The sequence below is a fragment of the Aquabacterium sp. genome, assembly GCF_050725395.1.
Lineage (GTDB): Bacteria > Pseudomonadota > Gammaproteobacteria > Burkholderiales > Burkholderiaceae_C > Aquabacterium.
Genome location: NZ_JBOHHL010000032.1, coordinates 13,271 through 30,408, shown reverse-complemented (window position 1 = coordinate 30,408; position 17,138 = coordinate 13,271). Strand labels below are relative to the sequence as shown.

11 protein-coding genes are annotated in these 17,138 nt (G+C 66.6%); 2 read left to right on the top strand and 9 right to left on the bottom strand.

Annotation, left to right across the window (positions count from 1 at the left end; all coding sequences use genetic code 11):
- Positions 1–26: 26 nt before the first annotated feature.
- From ACREB4_RS16920 to ACREB4_RS16885, 8 genes are all read right to left on the bottom strand, one after another.
- The gene (locus tag ACREB4_RS16920) at positions 27–1,064 is read right to left on the bottom strand and encodes an efflux RND transporter periplasmic adaptor subunit (protein ID WP_431589410.1); all 1,038 of its coding nucleotides are present in this window, start codon (positions 1,062–1,064) and stop codon (positions 27–29) included.
- A 17-nt stretch (positions 1,065–1,081) separates the two neighbouring features.
- Positions 1,082–3,073 carry a DEAD/DEAH box helicase gene (locus tag ACREB4_RS16915; RefSeq protein WP_431589409.1) on the bottom strand — a complete coding sequence of 664 codons (1,992 nt, stop codon included), beginning with the start codon at positions 3,071–3,073 and terminating at the stop codon, positions 1,082–1,084.
- Positions 3,074–3,079: 6 nt separating this feature from the next.
- Positions 3,080–5,272 carry a biotin/lipoyl-binding protein gene (locus ACREB4_RS16910; RefSeq protein ID WP_431589408.1) on the bottom strand — a complete coding sequence of 731 codons (2,193 nt, stop codon included), beginning with the start codon at positions 5,270–5,272 and terminating at the stop codon, positions 3,080–3,082.
- A 10-nt stretch (positions 5,273–5,282) separates the two neighbouring features.
- Positions 5,283–6,671 (bottom strand): efflux RND transporter periplasmic adaptor subunit, encoded by a 1,389-nt coding sequence (locus tag ACREB4_RS16905; RefSeq protein ID WP_431589407.1) that lies wholly within the window; start codon positions 6,669–6,671, stop codon positions 5,283–5,285.
- A 111-nt stretch (positions 6,672–6,782) separates the two neighbouring features.
- Positions 6,783–7,199, bottom strand: coding sequence for a hypothetical protein (locus ACREB4_RS16900; protein WP_431589406.1), 417 nt, complete (start codon positions 7,197–7,199; stop codon positions 6,783–6,785).
- Positions 7,200–7,208: 9 nt separating this feature from the next.
- Positions 7,209–8,489 carry a hypothetical protein gene (locus ACREB4_RS16895; RefSeq protein ID WP_431589405.1) on the bottom strand — a complete coding sequence of 427 codons (1,281 nt, stop codon included), beginning with the start codon at positions 8,487–8,489 and terminating at the stop codon, positions 7,209–7,211.
- Positions 8,489–9,586, bottom strand: a complete 1,098-nt coding sequence (locus ACREB4_RS16890) for a response regulator (RefSeq protein WP_431589404.1) — start codon at positions 9,584–9,586, stop codon at positions 8,489–8,491. The genes ACREB4_RS16895 and ACREB4_RS16890 overlap by 1 nt, the downstream gene beginning before the upstream one ends.
- Complete coding sequence (locus tag ACREB4_RS16885; RefSeq protein ID WP_431589403.1) at positions 9,573–12,773, bottom strand: response regulator; 3,201 nt, start codon at positions 12,771–12,773, stop codon at positions 9,573–9,575. Before ACREB4_RS16885 ends, ACREB4_RS16890 begins: the two co-directional genes overlap by 14 nt.
- A 349-nt stretch (positions 12,774–13,122) precedes the next feature.
- On the opposite strand from ACREB4_RS16885, the gene ACREB4_RS16880 reads away from it, so the two are divergent.
- Positions 13,123–13,896, top strand: a complete 774-nt coding sequence (locus ACREB4_RS16880; protein WP_431589402.1) for an N-acyl amino acid synthase FeeM domain-containing protein — start codon at positions 13,123–13,125, stop codon at positions 13,894–13,896.
- On the opposite strand, the gene ACREB4_RS16875 is transcribed toward ACREB4_RS16880, so the two are convergent.
- On the bottom strand, positions 13,848–15,707 hold the full coding sequence (locus tag ACREB4_RS16875) for an ATP-binding protein (protein WP_431589401.1): 1,860 nt from the start codon (positions 15,705–15,707) through the stop codon (positions 13,848–13,850). The genes ACREB4_RS16880 and ACREB4_RS16875 overlap by 49 nt on opposite strands.
- A 293-nt stretch (positions 15,708–16,000) precedes the next feature.
- Between ACREB4_RS16875 and fba the strand changes: the two genes are divergently transcribed.
- Complete coding sequence (gene fba, locus ACREB4_RS16870) at positions 16,001–17,065, top strand: class II fructose-bisphosphate aldolase (protein ID WP_431589400.1); 1,065 nt, start codon at positions 16,001–16,003, stop codon at positions 17,063–17,065.
- Positions 17,066–17,138: the final 73 nt, after the last annotated feature.

Genomic DNA, 17,138 nt, shown 5'->3' with positions numbered 1-17,138 from the left:
GCCTGACCTGTTCAGTGCGCGGCGGGTCAGCGCGCGTCGGCCAGCGCGATGCTGAATTTCAGGCTGATCGGCTGGCTGGCCTTGGCCACGGCGAAGTTGCCGCGGGAGGGCGCTGGCGCCGCGGGCACGCGGGCCAGGGCGGTGGACATCTTCAGCCAGGTGGCGACTGGCGCGGTGGCCGTGGGCATGTGCACCGGCGGTGTGGCTTGCGCGATGGCCTTGGGCTGGGCGCGCACCGCGGGGACGGGCGCCATGCTGCTGGGCATGGGCCGGGCGGGCGCCGCGGTGCCACCCGCCGAGGCCACCGGCCAGTCGGCCTTGCAACGCAGGCCGGCGGGCAGGCGGTGATCGGGATTGGGCAGGGTCAGGCGCACGCGGAAGGTGTTGCTGGCGGCGTCCACCACTTTGTCCACGTACTGCACCGTGGCGCTGACCGTGCCGACGCCCGGCAAGTCGGGGTGGATGGCCAGGTGGTCGCCCAGCTTGACCTGGCCGTATTGGGTGATGGGCACCATCAGCGACACGCGCAGCGGATCGATGTTGGCCACGCGCATGACCGGGCGGTCTTCCACCCGTTCGCCGACATTGCTGTAGCGCTCGACGACGATGCCGTTGATCGGGCTGCGCAAGGTGCGCAAGCCAAGCTGGGCTTGTGCCATGGCCTGTTCCTGGCCATAGATGCGTTGCTGGCTGCGCGCCAGCAGGTGTTTTTGCGCGGCCACTTCCATTTCCGCATTGGCCTGGTCCAGCGCTTGCTGCGACACGAAGTCCTTGGCCACCAGTTGCTGGGTGCGCAGCACCTTTTGGCGCGCCAACTCGAGGTTGGCGGCGGCGGCCTTCACTTCGGCGTCCATCTGCGTGCGCAGGGTGGCGGCATTGGCGTTGGCGCGTTCCACGTCGGCGCGCAGGATGACCACGGACTGGCCGGCTTCCACCCGTTCACCCAGGGCGACGTTGAGCTTTTCAATGATGCCGGTGACGGCTGAGCCGACGTCCGCCACCTGGTCGGGTTCGATCAGGCAACCGGCAGGCTTGGGGGCCGCGGCGTGCGCGCTCGCCCCCACGGAGCCCAGCAGCGCGCCTAGGCAGAGGGCCCACGGTTTTGCCGTGCGAGGCGAAATTGTTGAGCCCATTGCCGGTCTCGTTCGAGCAGTTGCCGCCGCAAAGCCGCCTGCCGACGCTCTTCCACCCACTGGGGCAGACGCAGGTGCCAGAGGCACCAGGGCGACAGGTGAAAACGATGCACGACGGCGGATTGAATACATCGTGTTAGCTTAGGTTCAGAAGGGGGTGGCGGGTCGGCCGAAATGGAGGCACAAATCCACGCTTCTGTGCTGCCCGGCTGCCCCTGTCGCGCAGAGCGCCCCACCAACTGGCGGTCCATGCGTTTGGACTCGTTGCGCTGGCAATGGATCACGTGCAGGCCACCCGCGGCCAGGGCCCGTTCGTCCAGGCCGATGTCGGTGCCGCGTCCGGCCATGCGGGTGGCCACGGTGACGCGTCCGGCCTGGCCGGCTTGCGCCACGATGTCGGCCTCGTGCTGGTCATGCCGCGCGTTGAGCACCGCATGCGCGATGCCAGCCTCGTGCAGGTGGTTCGACAGCTGTTCGGAGTCGTGCACCGAGTCGGTGCCGATGAGGGTGGGACGACCCTTGGCCTGCAGTTGTTTCACCCGTTCTGCCACGGCGCGCCAGCGTTCATCCGCGGTCGCGAACACCAGCGTGGGCCAGCGTTGGCGCTGGCTGGGCAGGCGCTCGGGCACGCGGACCACATCAACGTCGTAGAGGCTGCGCAGCTCGCCGCGTGCTTCGACCAGGGTGCCGCTCAAGCCGCCCAGGCGCCAGTAGCGCTTGAAGAATCGTTGGAAGGTGATCTGGGCCAGGGTCTCGGTGGGTGCGCTGAGGGGACAGCCTTCCTTCAGTTCGATCAGGGTGTGCAGGCCTTGTGACCAGACCCGGCCCACGGCGATGCGGCCGGTGAGCGAGTCCAGCAGCTCCACCTTGCCTTCGCGCACCAGGTAGTGCTGGTCGCGTTGGAGGGCGTGCAGCGCGGTGAGGGCCAGGCCCAGCAGGTCGCGGCGCAGGCGCGGGCGGCGCCAGACGCCACCCAGGGCTTCGGCCGGGCCGGCGATGTGCCGCTCGCCCGCGGGCGTGAGGGTGGCGCTGTGCCGGCTGGTGTCGATGGTGAAGTGGTCGCCCGCGTGCAGGCGCCGGGCCAGGTGCAGGGCCTGCCACCAGACGGCGCGGCGGCTGGCCTGCTGCGCGGCCTGGCCTGACTGCGCCACCGAGATGATCAAGGGCACGCTGGCCTCGTCGAGCAGGATGCTGTCGGCCTCGTCGATCAGGGCGAGGCTGAGACCGCGCAACAGGGGCGGTGCGCCGTGGGGCATGGACAGGCCATCGCGAAGGTAGTCGAAAGCGACTTCCTTGGCGGTGGCGTAGACCACGTCCCGCACATAGACGGGGCGGCGCTGCTCGGACGTCATGGCCGGCGCGATGGCGCCCACCGACACGCCCAGGGCCTGGAACAGGGGGGCCAGGTGTTGGGCGTCTCGTTCGGCCAGGTAGTCGTTGGCGGTGACCACGTGCACGGGGATGCCGGCCAGCGCCGCCACCGCAGCAGCAGTGGCCATGGCCAGGGTCTTGCCTTCGCCTGTGGCCATCTCCACCAGTTGCTGGTCCAGCATCAAGGCGGCAGCGAGCAGTTGGGTGTCGTGCAGGCGCAGGCCCAGCGTGCTTTGCGCGGCGCGCAGCACATGGGCCAGGGCCAGGGCCAGGGTCGCGGAGGTGAGGCCCTGGCGACGCAGGGCCTGGCGGCAGGCGTTCAGATCCTCATTGGGCGTGTCGGCCAGTTGTCGCACCTGGCGCAACCAGGGTTGGCACAGCGCCAGTCGCCAAGTGGCGGGCAAGGCGGCGGGCAGGCCCCGCACGGGCAAGCCGCCGCCCTGGCGTGGCGCGGCGTGGTCGGGCCGTTCGGGGTAGCGCCCCCAGCGTGGGCCAGGACGGGCCAGCGCGTCATGCCTTGGCATGGGCAGCAGCACTTGGCGCCAAGAGGCCATCAGCGTGTGGTCCATGGTCCCTCAGTGTCCCGGGTTGAAGCTGGCGTCCACGCGCTGGCGGGTCCAGCGCCAGAGCTGGGCCACCGGCGGCGACCAGCCCTGGTCGAAGCGCACCCAGGCGCGCTCGCCCAGCCGTTCTGCGCGGGGGGCGTGGTCCAGGCGCACGTCCATCAGCACCACGGGGCGCACGGTGTTCAACTGGTGTTCGTCGTGCGGGTCGGTCTGGAGGTCGCCGCCGTGGACATCGCTCAGGGCGGCGCTGGGCAGTTGCTGCGTGGCGCCGATGGCATCGCGCACCAAGGTGGCATTGGCGGCGGCATCGCCCTGGCCGCTGCTCAAGCGCACCGACACCTGCCGAAGGTGTTGGCGCAGTTGCACGGCGTCGCCTTCGCGCACGGCCACGCGCACGGTGGGGGCTTGGTCCGTCAGCACATGGCCCAGAAGGTTGCCGCGGTGCAGATAGCGGCCTGGCAAGTCGCCTTGCTGAGGCAGCACCAGCCGGCCGGCGCTGCGGGCCCGCACCTGCAGGTTCGCGATCTGGTCGTCCAAGCGGTCGACCTCGGCTTGCAAGCGGACCAGTTCGTCTTGGGCCTTGCCGGATTGCGCCACGTCCTGGTCGGTGCGGGTGAGCATGCCGGTGAACTGATTCTGTTCGGCCTGCGTGACCAACGCGGCCAGGCGTTCGCGCTGGGCCAGCAGCTTGGGGTTGTCCAGCGTGACCAGCAAATCGCCGGCCTGCACCGCATCGCCATCGGCGTGGTGCACGGCCTGGATCAGGCCATCGACCTCGCTGCGGACCAGGGCCTGGTCGGGCGCCCAGACCACGCCACGCGCCACGATGCGGTCGGGCCAGGGCAGCAGCAGCGCCAGCAGAGGCAACAGCAACAAGGCCGCGCGACGCAAGGTGGCACGGCGGGTTTCACGGGGGCGCCACAGCACGGCCTGCCAAGCCACGCGGGCCCAGGACCAGGCCGGCTTGAGCACGCCGAAGAACAAGGCCAAGCTGCCGCCCAGCCAGCCGAGCACGCTTGAAACACTGCCGGCCCACACCACCAGCGCGGTCCACAGCAGGCACTGGTAGACCCAGGCCAGTGGTGCGTAGGCGATGAGCCAGGGCCGCTCGCCCGGCGCGATCTGCAGGGCCTGTGACCAGGGGGCGGCATCGTCCTGCGTGAGCCAGCGTTGGCCGCGTGCGCGCCACCACTGCTGGCTGCGCGAGGCCAGGTTGGGCAGGTGCAGGGCGTCGGTGGCCACGTGGTAGCCGTCCAGCTTCTGCAAGGGGTTGGCGTTGAACAGCAAGGTTGACACGCAGGCGATGAACCACACGACGAAACCCGCGTCGTGCAACAGGCCATCGCTGGTGGCGTGCCAAAGCCCCAGGCCCAGTGCGGCCAAGGCCAGCTCGGCCATGATGCCGGCCGCGCTGACCAGCATGCGCTGCCAGGCGTGGCGGAAGGCATTGGCCGCCGAGGCATCCACATAAGGCACAGGCATCAGCATCAACAAAGTGATGCCGGCTTCGCGCACCTGTCCCCCCCAGCGGCGCACGGCCAGCGCGTGCGCGGCTTCGTGGATGGCCTTGATGAGCGGGTAGAGCAGCAGCGACAAGGTCAGGTAGCGGGGGGTGTGCATCCACGCGCCGGCATGCGCCTGCAGCGCGTTGCCTTGCATGAACAGGCCCGCCAGCAGGCCCAGCATCAGTGCTGACCACAGCAGCAGGCCGGGCAGCGAGAACACCGCGCGGGCCAGGGGCTCGGCGCGGTCCAGCCAGCGGCTGGGGTTGCCCAGCGGGATGCGCCAGGCCATGAGACTGGACTGCCTTTGAGTGTGCTGGTCGGTGGGCTGCGCAAGCTGATCAACCGTGGCACCGGAGGCGGGCATGGCGCCGAAATCCGGCGTGCCATCGAACTCGACCAGGTGCTGCTTTTGAAGTTGCCGCAGCACGGCCACGATCTCGTCCTGAGTAGGGGCGTCGGCGTGGTGGTCCAGCAAGGGCCACAGGTCCTGCAAGGCGCGCTGACCGTCGAAGCGCGCGGCGATGCGGTAAGCGGAGGCGTTGAGTCGGCAGGCCTGTCCGGTGTCGTCGTCGCGCAGCACCTGCCAGCGCTGGCCGCGCACCCATTGCCCTTCGACGCTGACGCGCGGGCGCAGGCGCGGACGCAGCGCGGCCACGCGGTGCCAGTCGGGGCTGGACAAGGGGCTGTGCGGCTGCACGCTGCTCACCTCATCCCCACCAGGACCACAGGCCAAGGCGGGCGCGTTCGATCAGGGGTCGCACCAAGGTCCACAGCCAGGGGCGTTGGCCCACGACCACCTTGGCCTGGCCCATCAGGCCGGGGCGCACCTCGGCGGGCACGGGGCCGGTGAACTCGGCCTGCACTTCGAACACATTGCGGCCGTCCTTGGCCTGGGCCAGCGGGGTGATGCGCAGCACGCGCAGGTCCAGCGTGTCCCAGGGCAGGGCCGACAGCGCCAGCGTGCCGGTCTGGCCAGGGTTCACGCGGGCCACATCGCTTTCGTCCACTTCGAGCATGACGCGGTACTGGTGCGTGCTGGCCACCGTGATCAGGGCATCGCCCTGCTTCACGGGTGCGCCGATGGATTGGCTCAGGTCGCCCTGGATCACCACGCCATCGAAGGGCGCGTTCAACTGCGATCGCTGCAGTTGCTCATCGACCAGGGACAGCTGCGCCTGCGCTTCCTGCACCTTGGCCAGGCTCATGGCGGCGTCGGCGCGGTCCGCGCGGGTCATGGCGCTGGCGTAGCTGTTCTCGTGCTGGGCCAGTTGGCTGGTCCACTTGTCGCGCTCGAGCTTCAAGTCCTGTTCGGCCAGGTCGGCGAGCACCTGCCCAGCCTTGACGCGGTCGCCAGGGTGCACGTGGGTGGCCTTGATGAAGCCATCGCTGGGGGCGACCAGCACGCGCTGCTCGGCGCCTTCGATGCGGCCATGGCCGCCGATGCGGTCGGGCAGGGGCAGCAGGCCGAGCACGGCCAGCAGCACGGCGCCGAGGGCCAGGCCACGACGTCGCCAGGGGTATTCGCGGTCCTTCAGCGTCTGCCAGCGCTGCTTCAACGACTGGCGCAGGTGCCAGTGCCAGGGCCGGTGCGCCTGGCGTTGCAGCGCCAGCAAGGGCGCGCATTGCGCCACCGTGGCTTCGATGAACTGGCGGGTCATGGGCGACAAAGGCGGCTGGCCCTGGGCCCATTCAAGGCAGATGGCGCCGGTGGGCGTGGGGCCGGCAGGCAAGGGGACGCTCAGCACCGCGCAGCCCAGCTTTTGCGCCAGGGTGCGGTGCGCCAGCGTCACCCAGTGCTCATGGTCCTCCTGCACCGGGGGCCAGCCCAGGGTCACGCCTTGGTCGATGGCCTCGTCGAGGGCGGCGCCCAGTGGCGTGGGCAGCAGGGTGGCCGTGGCGGGGGCGTCGGGGCTGGTCCATTGGGCGTCCACCACCGCGTGGCCCTGCTGCCACCAGGCCAGGCAGGCGCGGCTGGCGCCCACCTGCGTGGCCAAGGTGGACAACAACAGCATGGCGCCTTCACGGGCGCTGCTGGACGCGGCCAACTCGGCCAGCAAGGCCGGGTTGGCGGGCGTCAAAGGCGGGCGGGACGACACCGTCGGCTTCCTCAAGGGGGCAACAAGCCCTCATCATTCAACGCCGGGCGGTGGCCCGATCCCCCGAAAAGCCAGGGCAGGCCAGGCTTGCCGGCGGTTTCGTGAAGAAAGTCACTTGCGCAGCACCACGTTCATGCCCGGCTGCAACTCTGATTCGTCGATGTAGCCCACGGCACCGGGCGTCTTGCTGACGTAGTCGATCATCTCGGCGGTCTGCTTGACCTCGTGCGGCGGCGTGCCCTTGCCCACGTAGCGGCGCACCGTCCAGTAGGCCACGTACTGGTCCTCGTCGGTTTGCAGGTATTGCGCCAGGAAGCGCTGGCGGCTCGGCATGGTCGCTGCACCGTTGGCGGGCGACACCCGCACGCCATCGACCTCGATGGCCTTGCCGGTGAAGATGCGCTGCACGGTGGCCAGGTCCATCTTGCGGACCGTGGGGTGGGCGATCACCACCACGCCGGCGTGTGCCAGCAGCGGGGCACACAGCGCCGCGATGGCGAAGGTCCGGTTGAATTTAAGGCGTGTCATGGGCACTCCTTAAAAGGCGAAGTTGTAGCTCAGGGACAGCACATTGATGCCTTGGTCGGACACCGCTGGACCGCCGCTCGGCGAATCAACCAAGACCGAGCCCCGCTTGACCCACGTGTGCAGCAACTCGGCCTTCACCTTGCTGTGCGGCGTGATCGCGTACGAGGCGCCGATGGCCAGCGAGTGCTGGTCGTAGAAGGGGATGCCATCGACCAGCTGGCGCTGGCCGGCGCCGATCTGGGCTGCGGCCGCCGAGCCCACCAAGGGCACGAGCGAGGCTGGATCGACCTGGTTCACGGCCTCCCGCAGGCGGGCCGGCGCCCCCACCGTCTTCAGCTTGGACACCGCCACATAAGGCGTCCACCGGTCCATGGTCTTGAGCAGCGCGAGGTAGCCGCCGGCGGTGTTGGCGCCCAGGTCGGTGTCGTGCTGGAAGTTGCGTTCCAGCTCCAGCATCACGCGCCAGTTGTCCGGCAGGCGCTGGTCGAAGCCGATGGTGAAGATGTCGTTGACGATCTTTTGGGTATAGCTGCTGACGTTGTAGAAGCCCACGCCCGGCACCATGGGCACATAGGTCACGGACTGCGGGTTCTGCGGCCCATCGATCGACTTGGTGCCCGCATGGTGCCAGCCGAAGCGCAGCATCGTGTCGTCGGCGCGCCAGGTCAGCACACTGCCGCTGACGTGCGTGTTGTAGTCGTAGAAGCCCACGCCCGTGTCGCGGCTGGCCACGCGGATCCACACCTTGGCCTGGCCGCTGTACACGTCCATGCTCAGCTCCGAGGCCGGCAGCGTCCAGTTGCGGGTGATGTACAGGCCGGTCACATCGGTGGTCGGTGCGATGGAGTACATCTCGGTCGGCAGGCGTGCGAAATCGTAGCTCTGGCCCACGTCCATGTTTTCCGACGACAGGTACAAGGGGATGCGGACCTTGCCCGCGCGCAACAGCCAGTCGTTGTTGGGCCGCCAGGAGGCGAAGGCCCAACTGGCGCTCAGGTCCCAGTGGCGGTCATTGCGCATCGACGGGGCCACCTTGGCCTGCACGGTGGCCGACAGCTCGGGCGTGAACTGCGCATCGACCTGCGCGCCCAGCACGCTGTCGCGCTTGAAGCCCACGTCCGAGTCGATGAAGCGCTGGTAACGGTAGTCTTGGTCAGACACGGCCGCGCCGATGGTGCCGAAGGCCGAGTACGAGAAGTCCACGGCGTGCGCTGCCAGGCTGCCACTGGCGACCAGGACCAGCACCGCCACCTTCAACAGGGGTGTCTTCATCATCTTGGTTTGCTTCATCAGTCTTTCCATTGGCTGGCGATGTCGATGAACATCGCTTGTGTCGCGTGCAGGGCATCCACGATGTCCCCGTCGAAATGCTTGCCCCGGCCCTCGTCGATGAAGGTCATCGCCACCTCGTGGGTGAAAGGCTCCTTGTAAGGCCGGCGGCTGATCAGGGCGTCGTACACATCGGCCACCGCCATCAGTCGGGCCGAGAGGGGGATCTTCTGGCCGGCCAGGCCATCGGGATAGCCCGAACCGTCCCACTTTTCATGGTGAGATCGGGCGATCTCCATGGCATAGGCCAGGAAGTCGGTTTCTTCGCCCATGCGCAAAGCGGCCTTGTTGAGCATGTCCCAGCCATGTTGGGGATGGCCCTTCATGACCTCGAACTCTTCCGCCGTCAGCTTGCCGGGCTTGAGCAGGATGCTGTCCGGGATGGCGACCTTGCCGATGTCGTGCAGCGGCGCCGATTTGGCGATGAGCTGGATGCTGTCCGGGTTGAGCACGTCGTGGTGCAGCCCTTGTGTCCACAGGTGCGTGGCCAGCACGCGCACGTACTCCTGTGTGCGCTTGACGTGGTTGCCGGTGTCCTCGTCGCGGAACTCGGCGAATGAAATCATGATGAACAAGGTGGAGTCGCGCAGGCGGTCCAACTGCGCCATCTGCGTTTCCAGCTTGCTTTGCAGCACCACGTTGCGCTGGGCCAGGTAGTCGTGGAAGGCCTTGTTCTCCAGGTGTGTCTTGACGCGCGCCTTCACCACGGCCGGGATGATGGGCTTGTGGATGTAGTCCGCGCCGCCCACCTCGAAGCCGCGTGTTTCGTCCTCCGGCTCCTGCATGGCGGTCAGGAAGATCACCGGGATGTGGCGCGTGCGTTCGTCCTGCTTCAAGCGTTGGCAAACCTCGTAGCCGTCCATGCCGGGCATCATCAGGTCGAGCAGGACCAGGTCGGGCGGCGAGCGCTGCGCCAGTTCCAGTGCCTTGGCGCCGGACGACGCGAGCTTCACGCGGTAGGTCTTGTCGAGCAGGCCAGCGAGCAGGGTCAGGTTGGTCGGCGCGTCGTCCACGACCAGGATGGTGGGCGTGTGGGCGCGTGCTTCAGGAGAGGGCATGGCCAAGTCTTTCTTGGAGCAGGGTCAAGGCCGCGTCGAAATCGCAGCCTTCGATGGCGGTGTCCAGGCGGCTGAACATCAAGGGGTGCATCGCGCTGGCGAACACGCCGCGCTGTTGGCGCCAGACGCTGATGGCTTCGCTGTCGCTGTCCTGGACCAGGCGCAGCAAGGCCTCGGTGAGCGCGGGTGGCAGTTCGGGCAAGGTGTGGGCGCGCGATGGCTTGGCGGGTGATCCGGTCGGTGGGTCGTGCCGGGGCGTTGTCAGTTGGGGCCGCAGCCGTGCCAGCAGTTCGCCGACCGCCGTTTGCAGGGTCTGGCTGATGCGTGCCAGGCCGTCGTTGTCTTGCGCCTGGACCGTCCGCTCCAACTCGGCCGAGAGGCGGGTCAACTCGTGCGCGCCCACCGTGGCGGCCAAGCCGCGCAGGGTGTGGGCTTCGCGTTCGAGGGTGGGCCAGTCGCGGGACCGGGCCGCGGCGTCGAAAGCCGGGCCGGCCTCCACCAGGTGGTCGGTGAACCCTGTCAACACGCGGAGGTAGAGGTCTCGGTCACCTTCCAGGCGGCCGAGGGCCTGTTGGGCATCCAGGCCCGGGGCTTGCGGCAATGGTCGGGCGGTGGCGACGGCGCCGGCCTCCATGGGCGAAGGCTTGGCCACGGCCAAGGCCTGGCTCAGCGGGTGGTAACACGCCAGCGTGGCGTACAGCTTGCGCGGGTCCAGCGGCTTGCTGATGTGGTCCTGCATGCCGATGGCCAGGCAGTGGTCGCGCTCCTCGTCCAGCGCGTGCGCCGTCATGGCCAGGATGGGCAGGGCCTGGAAGCGCGCGTCGGCGCGGATCTGGCGCGTGGCCTCGTGGCCGTCCATCACCGGCATGTGCAAGTCCATCAGCACCACGTCGTAGGCGGTGGGGCCGGCCATGCGCAGGTGTTCGACCGCTTCACAGCCGTTGTCGAGCGATTTGACGATGGCCCCTCGGCGGCTCAGCAACTCGATGGCCAGTTGCTGGTTCAGCGCGTTGTCCTCCACCAGCAGCACGCGCAGGCCATCCAGCCTGACCACCGCGTCCGCCGGCACCGAGGTGGCCGCATCAGAAGAAGCCAGCCCGGTCATCCGCGCGAACAGGCCGCGCAAGGCATCGGGCAGCACCGGCTTGGGCAGGAAGCTGTCGGCGCCCGCTTGCGTGGCATTGGCCTGCAGGCTGTCCCAGCCGTAGGCCGACACGACCACCACGCCCAGGCCGGGGTGGCTCTGGCGCAAGCGGCTGGTCACCTCCGCGCCGTCCAGGTCGGGCAGCACCCAGTCCAGCAGCACGACATCGAAAGGCTGGCCTCGCACCTTCGCAGCATGTGCCATGTCCAAGGCCTGCGTGCCGTTCTCGGCCGTGGCGATCGTGCCGCCGCGCGCATCGACTCCCACGCCCATGGCCTGCAGCAGCCCGGCCACCGAGGCCAATGTTTCGCCCTGGTCGTCCACCACCAGGACGCGCAAGGTCTCGATCGGGCTGGGCGCGGCGGCCGGCAAGGCCTTGCCGGCGCTGGCCACGATGCTGACGGGCAGCATGACCGTGAAGACCGAGCCCGAGCCCGGCTGGCTGGCCACCGAGATCTGGCCGCCCATGAGCGTGCTCAGGCGTTGGCAGATGCTCAACCCCAGGCCGGTGCCGCCATAGCGGCGCGTGGTGCTGTCGTCGGCCTGCGTGAACTCCTGGAACAGCCGACCCAGTTGCTCGGGCGTCATGCCGATGCCGGTGTCGATGACCTCGAAGCGCAAACTGGCCGAGGCGCCTGTGCGGTCCTCCAGGCTCACGCGGATCTTCACGTGGCCGCTGTGTGTGAACTTGACGGCGTTGGACAGCAGGTTGGTCAGGATCTGTCCGACGCGCAGCATGTCCCCGCGGACCACGCCCGCCTCGCCCAGCAGGGCGGGGTCGGCGAACTCGCACAGCAGCTCGATCTCGCGCTCCTGGGCTTTCTGGCGCACCAGCATCATGGCGTTGCCCACCACCTCTTCCACGCGGTAGGGCGCGTTTTCCAGCGAAAGCCGTCCGGCCTCAATCTTTGAGAAGTCGAGGATGTCGTTGATCACGCCCAGCAGGATCTGCGAGGCCGACAGCACCTTGTCCAGGTAGTCCTTTTGCTGTTCCGTCAACGGGGTCTGCAAGGCCAGGTGAGTCATGCCGATGATGGCGTTCATCGGTGTGCGGATCTCGTGGCTCATGTTGGCCAGGAACAATGACTTGGCCCGCGTGGCCGATTCCGCCTGGTCGCGGGCGGCGCGCAGGTCGGCCTGCACCTGCGCGCGCGCGGTGAGGTCATCCTGGATGGACTGGGCCATGGCGTCCATGGTGCTGCTCAGCACCGCGACCTCGCGCACAGCGTGCCATTGCGGGTCGCCGCGCAAGTCGTAGTGGCCCGACGCAAAAGCACGCGCCTGTCGGCTGAGCCCGTTGATGGGGTCGAGCACCCGGCGGCGCATCACCATCAAGGCCAGGGCCATCACGGGCAACAGCAGAAAGTCCACCGCCACGGCCAGGCCGATGAAACGGGCCACGCGGTCCGAGGCTTCTTGCACCGCGGCTTCCGTGCGGGCGTCGGCGCGCTGGATCAGGTCGGCGATGGCGCGCGTCAGGTCGGCGCCGTCCTGCTCGTAGGACTTGGCGTAGACCAGCTTGGTGGCATAGGCCAGGTTGGGCTCGCCCTCCGAGACGAAGGCCTGGCGCTGGGCGTCGTACAGGCCCTGCGTGGCGGCGAAGGCGACCTGCTCGGTCTTTTTCAGGCGTTCGGTGGCGTCCAGCACGCGCTGCAGGCAGTCCAGTTCGTCGGCGCTCAGGTTCAGGGCCTTCATGCGCTCCAACAGTGTCTGACGCGGGCCTTGTTGGGGCAGGACATGCGGCTTGCGCTTGGCGATCACGTCTTCCCAGAAAACGCTGGCGTCGCCTTCGGCCGGCGCGCCCTTTTCACCCTGGCGGATGGCGTAGATGTCGTAATAGGTCAGCAAGTAGTTGACGTCACCGGTGGCCGTGTACGAGCGCACCAGCCGGCGCAGCAGGTCGGTCTCCAGGCGCAGGTTTTCCAGGGCATGGGCGGTTCGCTCACGCTGCAGGGCGACCTGCGGACTGGTTTCGAATGCGGAACGGATCAGCACCAGGAAGGCGAAATTGGCCATCAGCGCCAGGATGACGCCGAGGAACATGCTGTGGGAAACCGTTTTGAGCTTCACCGGCGGGCCCGTGAAGCGATGCCGAGGGGTGGACAAATGATGACCATGGGGCGGTATCGGACATTTACCCCGGTACCTGAACACCCTCAAACCACTGAATTTCGGTCTTGAAACGCTGTTCGCGGACAAAGCGTGGCAAGTGTCACAGCCGGCGGAATAAAACGGCGTCCGAAACCCCGTGCTTGCGTGTTTGAAGCCCCCCAATCGGGTGGGTTGGTATTTCAAATTGAGACAAGGTGTGACAAAATTTTTCAAACTCTTCGGGGGTCGGTGCCAAGCCTTCGAATCGGATGAGATGTATTAAATCCTTAGAGGCACACACATGCAGTATTCAATCGCAGCACCATCGCGGATTCCTGGCGATGACGAGTTGGGCGAACAAAGTGGGTTGAACAACAGCCTGCCTTTTGTGATGAAACTGGTTCGCACGGAAGAACAACTGCAAAAAGTATGTGAATTGAGATCGGCCGCCTATGGGCACCATTTGCCCCACATGGCCGAAAACATGTTGATACCGGACCACCTGGACAAATCACCCGGCACGGTGATTTTCCTGGCCGAGGACAAAATCACCGGCGAAGCCATCGGGACGGCCCGGCTTCAAAGCAATACCCACCAGCCCTTGTTGCTGGAGGGCAGTGTGGATATTCCACCTGATTTGAAAAAACAGACTTTGACGGAGATCACGAGGTTTTCGGTCCGGCCTGGTTATAACCAGTTCACCACGCGCCAGGCCTTGATCAAGGCGTGTTATCTGTACTGCTGCGCCATGCAATTGCCCATCATTTTGATTGGCGCCCGGCGTCCGCTCGATCGGATTTACGAATCACTGGGGTATGTGGACATATTCGGTGATGGCCGAAAGTTTCCCTTGAAGCATGCCGGAGGCATCGAACACCGCGTGCTCAAATTCGATGTGTATGGGGCGGAAAGGCAATGGCACGCCAACCAGCATCCGCTGTATGGCTTCATGTTCAAAACCTACCACCCGGACATCCAGGTGTTCTCGGCTGTGAGCTCGGGCTGGGCCCGTCCGCGTCAGGCCGATCAGGCCGCCGGCATGAAAGACCGCGAAGGCGCCGCCAGCGGCAGGTGAGCCAGCAGGACGGACAGCAGCTGGTCTTCCCGGAAGGGCTTGGGCAGGTGGGCGTCCATGCCGGCGCCCAGGCAGCGCTCGCTGTCCTCGGCCAGGGCGCTGGCGGTCAGGGCCACCACCGGTGTGCGCGCCAGCCCGCGTGACTGTTCGTCGGCCCGGATCTGCCGCGTGGCCTCGAAACCATCCATGGCGGGCATCTGGCAGTCCATCAGCACCAGGTCCGGGCGGGGCTCGTTGCCGCACATGCGGTGGACCACCTCCAGCCCATCGGGCACATGCTCCACGGTCAGGCCGTGGCGGCGCAGCAAGGCCTCCACCACCATGGCATTGACCTCGTTGTCCTCGGCCAACAGAACGTGGCCATGCAAGGCCACTGGCGTGCGGCCTGCGTCCAGGGGGGCGCTGGAGGCGGCCGGGCTGTCGTAACGCCGAGGCGAAGGTGCTTGCTCGGCATGGTGCTCGGGCAAGGGCACCGTCAACTCGAAACTGGAGCCCTGACCTTGCACACTGGAGCAGGTGATCTCGCCGTGCATGGCCCGGCTGATTTCGCGCGAAATCGTCAACCCCAGGCCCGTGCCGCCAAAGCGCCGTCCCAGCGAGTTGTCCACCTGGTGGAAGGGGTCGAAAATGCTGGCCAGGTCCTGTGGAGCGATGCCAATGCCTGAATCGGACACCCGCATCACCACGGGCCCGGCCTGGCCGTTCGCCGTCGGGCCCGCCCGGTGTGCGCTCAGGCGGATCTGGCCACGTTCCGTGAACTTCACGGCATTGCCGATCAAATTGAGCAGGATCTGGCGCACCCGCGCGGCGTCGCCCACCACGTGGCAGGGGCGCGGCAACTGCACCTGCGTCACCAGCTTCAAGCCCTTGGCCGAAGCGGTGACCGAGGTCAGCGCCACCAGGTCGTCCAGCACATCGCTCAGGTCGAACGGCTGGCTTTCCACCGACAGGTGACCGGCCTCGATGCGCGAAAAATCCAGGATGTCGTTGATGATGGACAAGAGGTGTTCGCCCGAGCGTTCGACCAGGCCCAAGCGCTTGCGGTTTTCGAGGTCCAGGTCGGCCGTCTGGATCATGCGGGTCAGGCCCAGGATGCCGTGCAATGGGGTGCGCAATTCGTGGCTCATGGTGGCCACGAACTGGCTTTTCATGGCGTTTTGGCGTTCGGCCAAAAGCAGGGCGTTCTCGCGCTCGTGGGCAATCCGGTCGGTCACGAAGCGCAGCCGGATCAATTCAACGATGTGTTTCTGGCCCCGCCGGGCCACCGACAGCAGGCAAGCCAGAAAAACCAGCAGGCCGGTGCCGGTGTACAAACTCAGCGGATCGTGCCGGTTTAAAAACACGATCGCCGCCGGCAACACCATGGGCACGCAATAGGCGACGTTGTTGATCCAATTGGAGTGCAGCGTGAAAGTGGCCAGGGTGGCCACGCCGGCGAGGCCCACGCCGATCAGGGTCGAGGTCAGTAAATCATTGGACGGGGTCAGCCAAATGCCGGCCAGGCCCCAGACGCAACCATCCAGGAACATCAGCAGCAGGGCCGCCCTTTGCCAGCGGCGAGAAACCGGGGCACCCAGGTACCGGTGCCATTCCTGTTGAAGAATCCGGGGAAGCGCGATGCCTATTTTCAGGCCCAGCCACCAGTGCACCAATGAATTGGCCACCTGGTGGTGAAAGAAGAGCGTCGTCAGCACGGCGAACAGCGTCGCCGCCACCGTGGCTGGCGTCGCCATCGCCATCATCATTCGGAACTGTTCCGCCTTGATTTTCTGGCGGAGTTCCGGATCCAATTCCAGGAAAGATTTGGGCATGGACTTGCGGTTCATAGCGGTACAGCTCACCACGAACAATGGATATATGAAACGCAGTGCACGGCTGCGCTTTCAGCGATCCATTCTGACAAGTATTCGTGACAATTGTTGCGCCGAGTAAAAAATACCCCCCCATATTTTGGGCTGGCTTTCGCGGCGCGTCAAACATCCCATGAACATGTTTTGCGCGCCGACCTTCACCTGGGGGGCGCGCCGGGGCAAGCACATCAGTAGAATCCACCCCAGTCCTGCGGGCTTGGCCCGTTCATTTTTTTGTCATTAGGGGGTTCCACATGCCACTCGTTTCCATGCGCCAACTGCTGGACCATGCCGCCGAAAACGGCTATGGCATCCCGGCTTTCAACGTCAACAACCTGGAACAGGTCCAGGCCGTGATGTCGGCCGCCGATGAAGTCGGTGCCCCGGTCATCCTGCAGGCCAGCGCAGGTGCCCGCAAGTACGCCGGTGAAGCCTTCATCAAGCACCTGATCCAGGCCGCCGTCGAAGCCTTCCCTCACGTGCCCTTGGTGATGCACCAGGACCACGGCCAATCGCCGTCGATCTGCCAGGGCGCGATCGACCTGGGCTTTGGTTCGGTGATGATGGACGGCTCGCTGAAGGAAGACGGCAAGACGCCGGCCGACTTCGCCTACAACGTCGAGGTGACCCGCAAGGTCGTGCAACTGGCCCACAAGGTTGGCGTGACCGTCGAGGGCGAACTGGGCTGCCTGGGCAACCTGGAAACCGGTGAAGCCGGCGAAGAAGACGGCATTGGCGCCGAAGGCAAGCTGGACCACAGCCAGATGCTGACCGACCCCGAGGAAGCCGCGATTTTCGTGCGCGAAACGCAACTGGACGCCCTGGCCATCGCCATCGGCACCAGCCATGGCGCCTACAAGTTCAGCCGCAAGCCCACGGGCGACATCCTGGCCATTTCGCGCGTCAAGGAAATCCACAAACGCATCCCCAACACCCACCTGGTGATGCACGGCTCCTCGTCGGTGCCTGCCGACCTGCTGGCCATCATCAACCAGTACGGCGGCAAGATGAAGGAAACCTACGGCGTGCCCGTCGAGGAAATCCAGGAAGCCATCAAGTACGGCGTGCGCAAGATCAACATCGACACCGACATCCGCCTGGCGATGACCGGCGCGGTGCGCAAGTTCCTGGCCGAGAACCCTGACAAGTTCGATGCCCGCGAATGGCTCAAGCCTGCCCGCGAAGCCGCCAAGCTGATCTGCAAGCAGCGCTACATGGAGTTCGGCTGCGAAGGCCAGGGCAGCAAGATCAAGGCCGTCAGCCTGGTGGACATCGCCGCCCAGTACGCCAGCGGCAAGCTGGCCCAAGTGGTGGCGTGACGATGCCCGGCGCTGATACGCCCTGATACCCCTCGACCGCGCTGCGCCTTGTGGCGTGGCTCCGAGGTGAAGC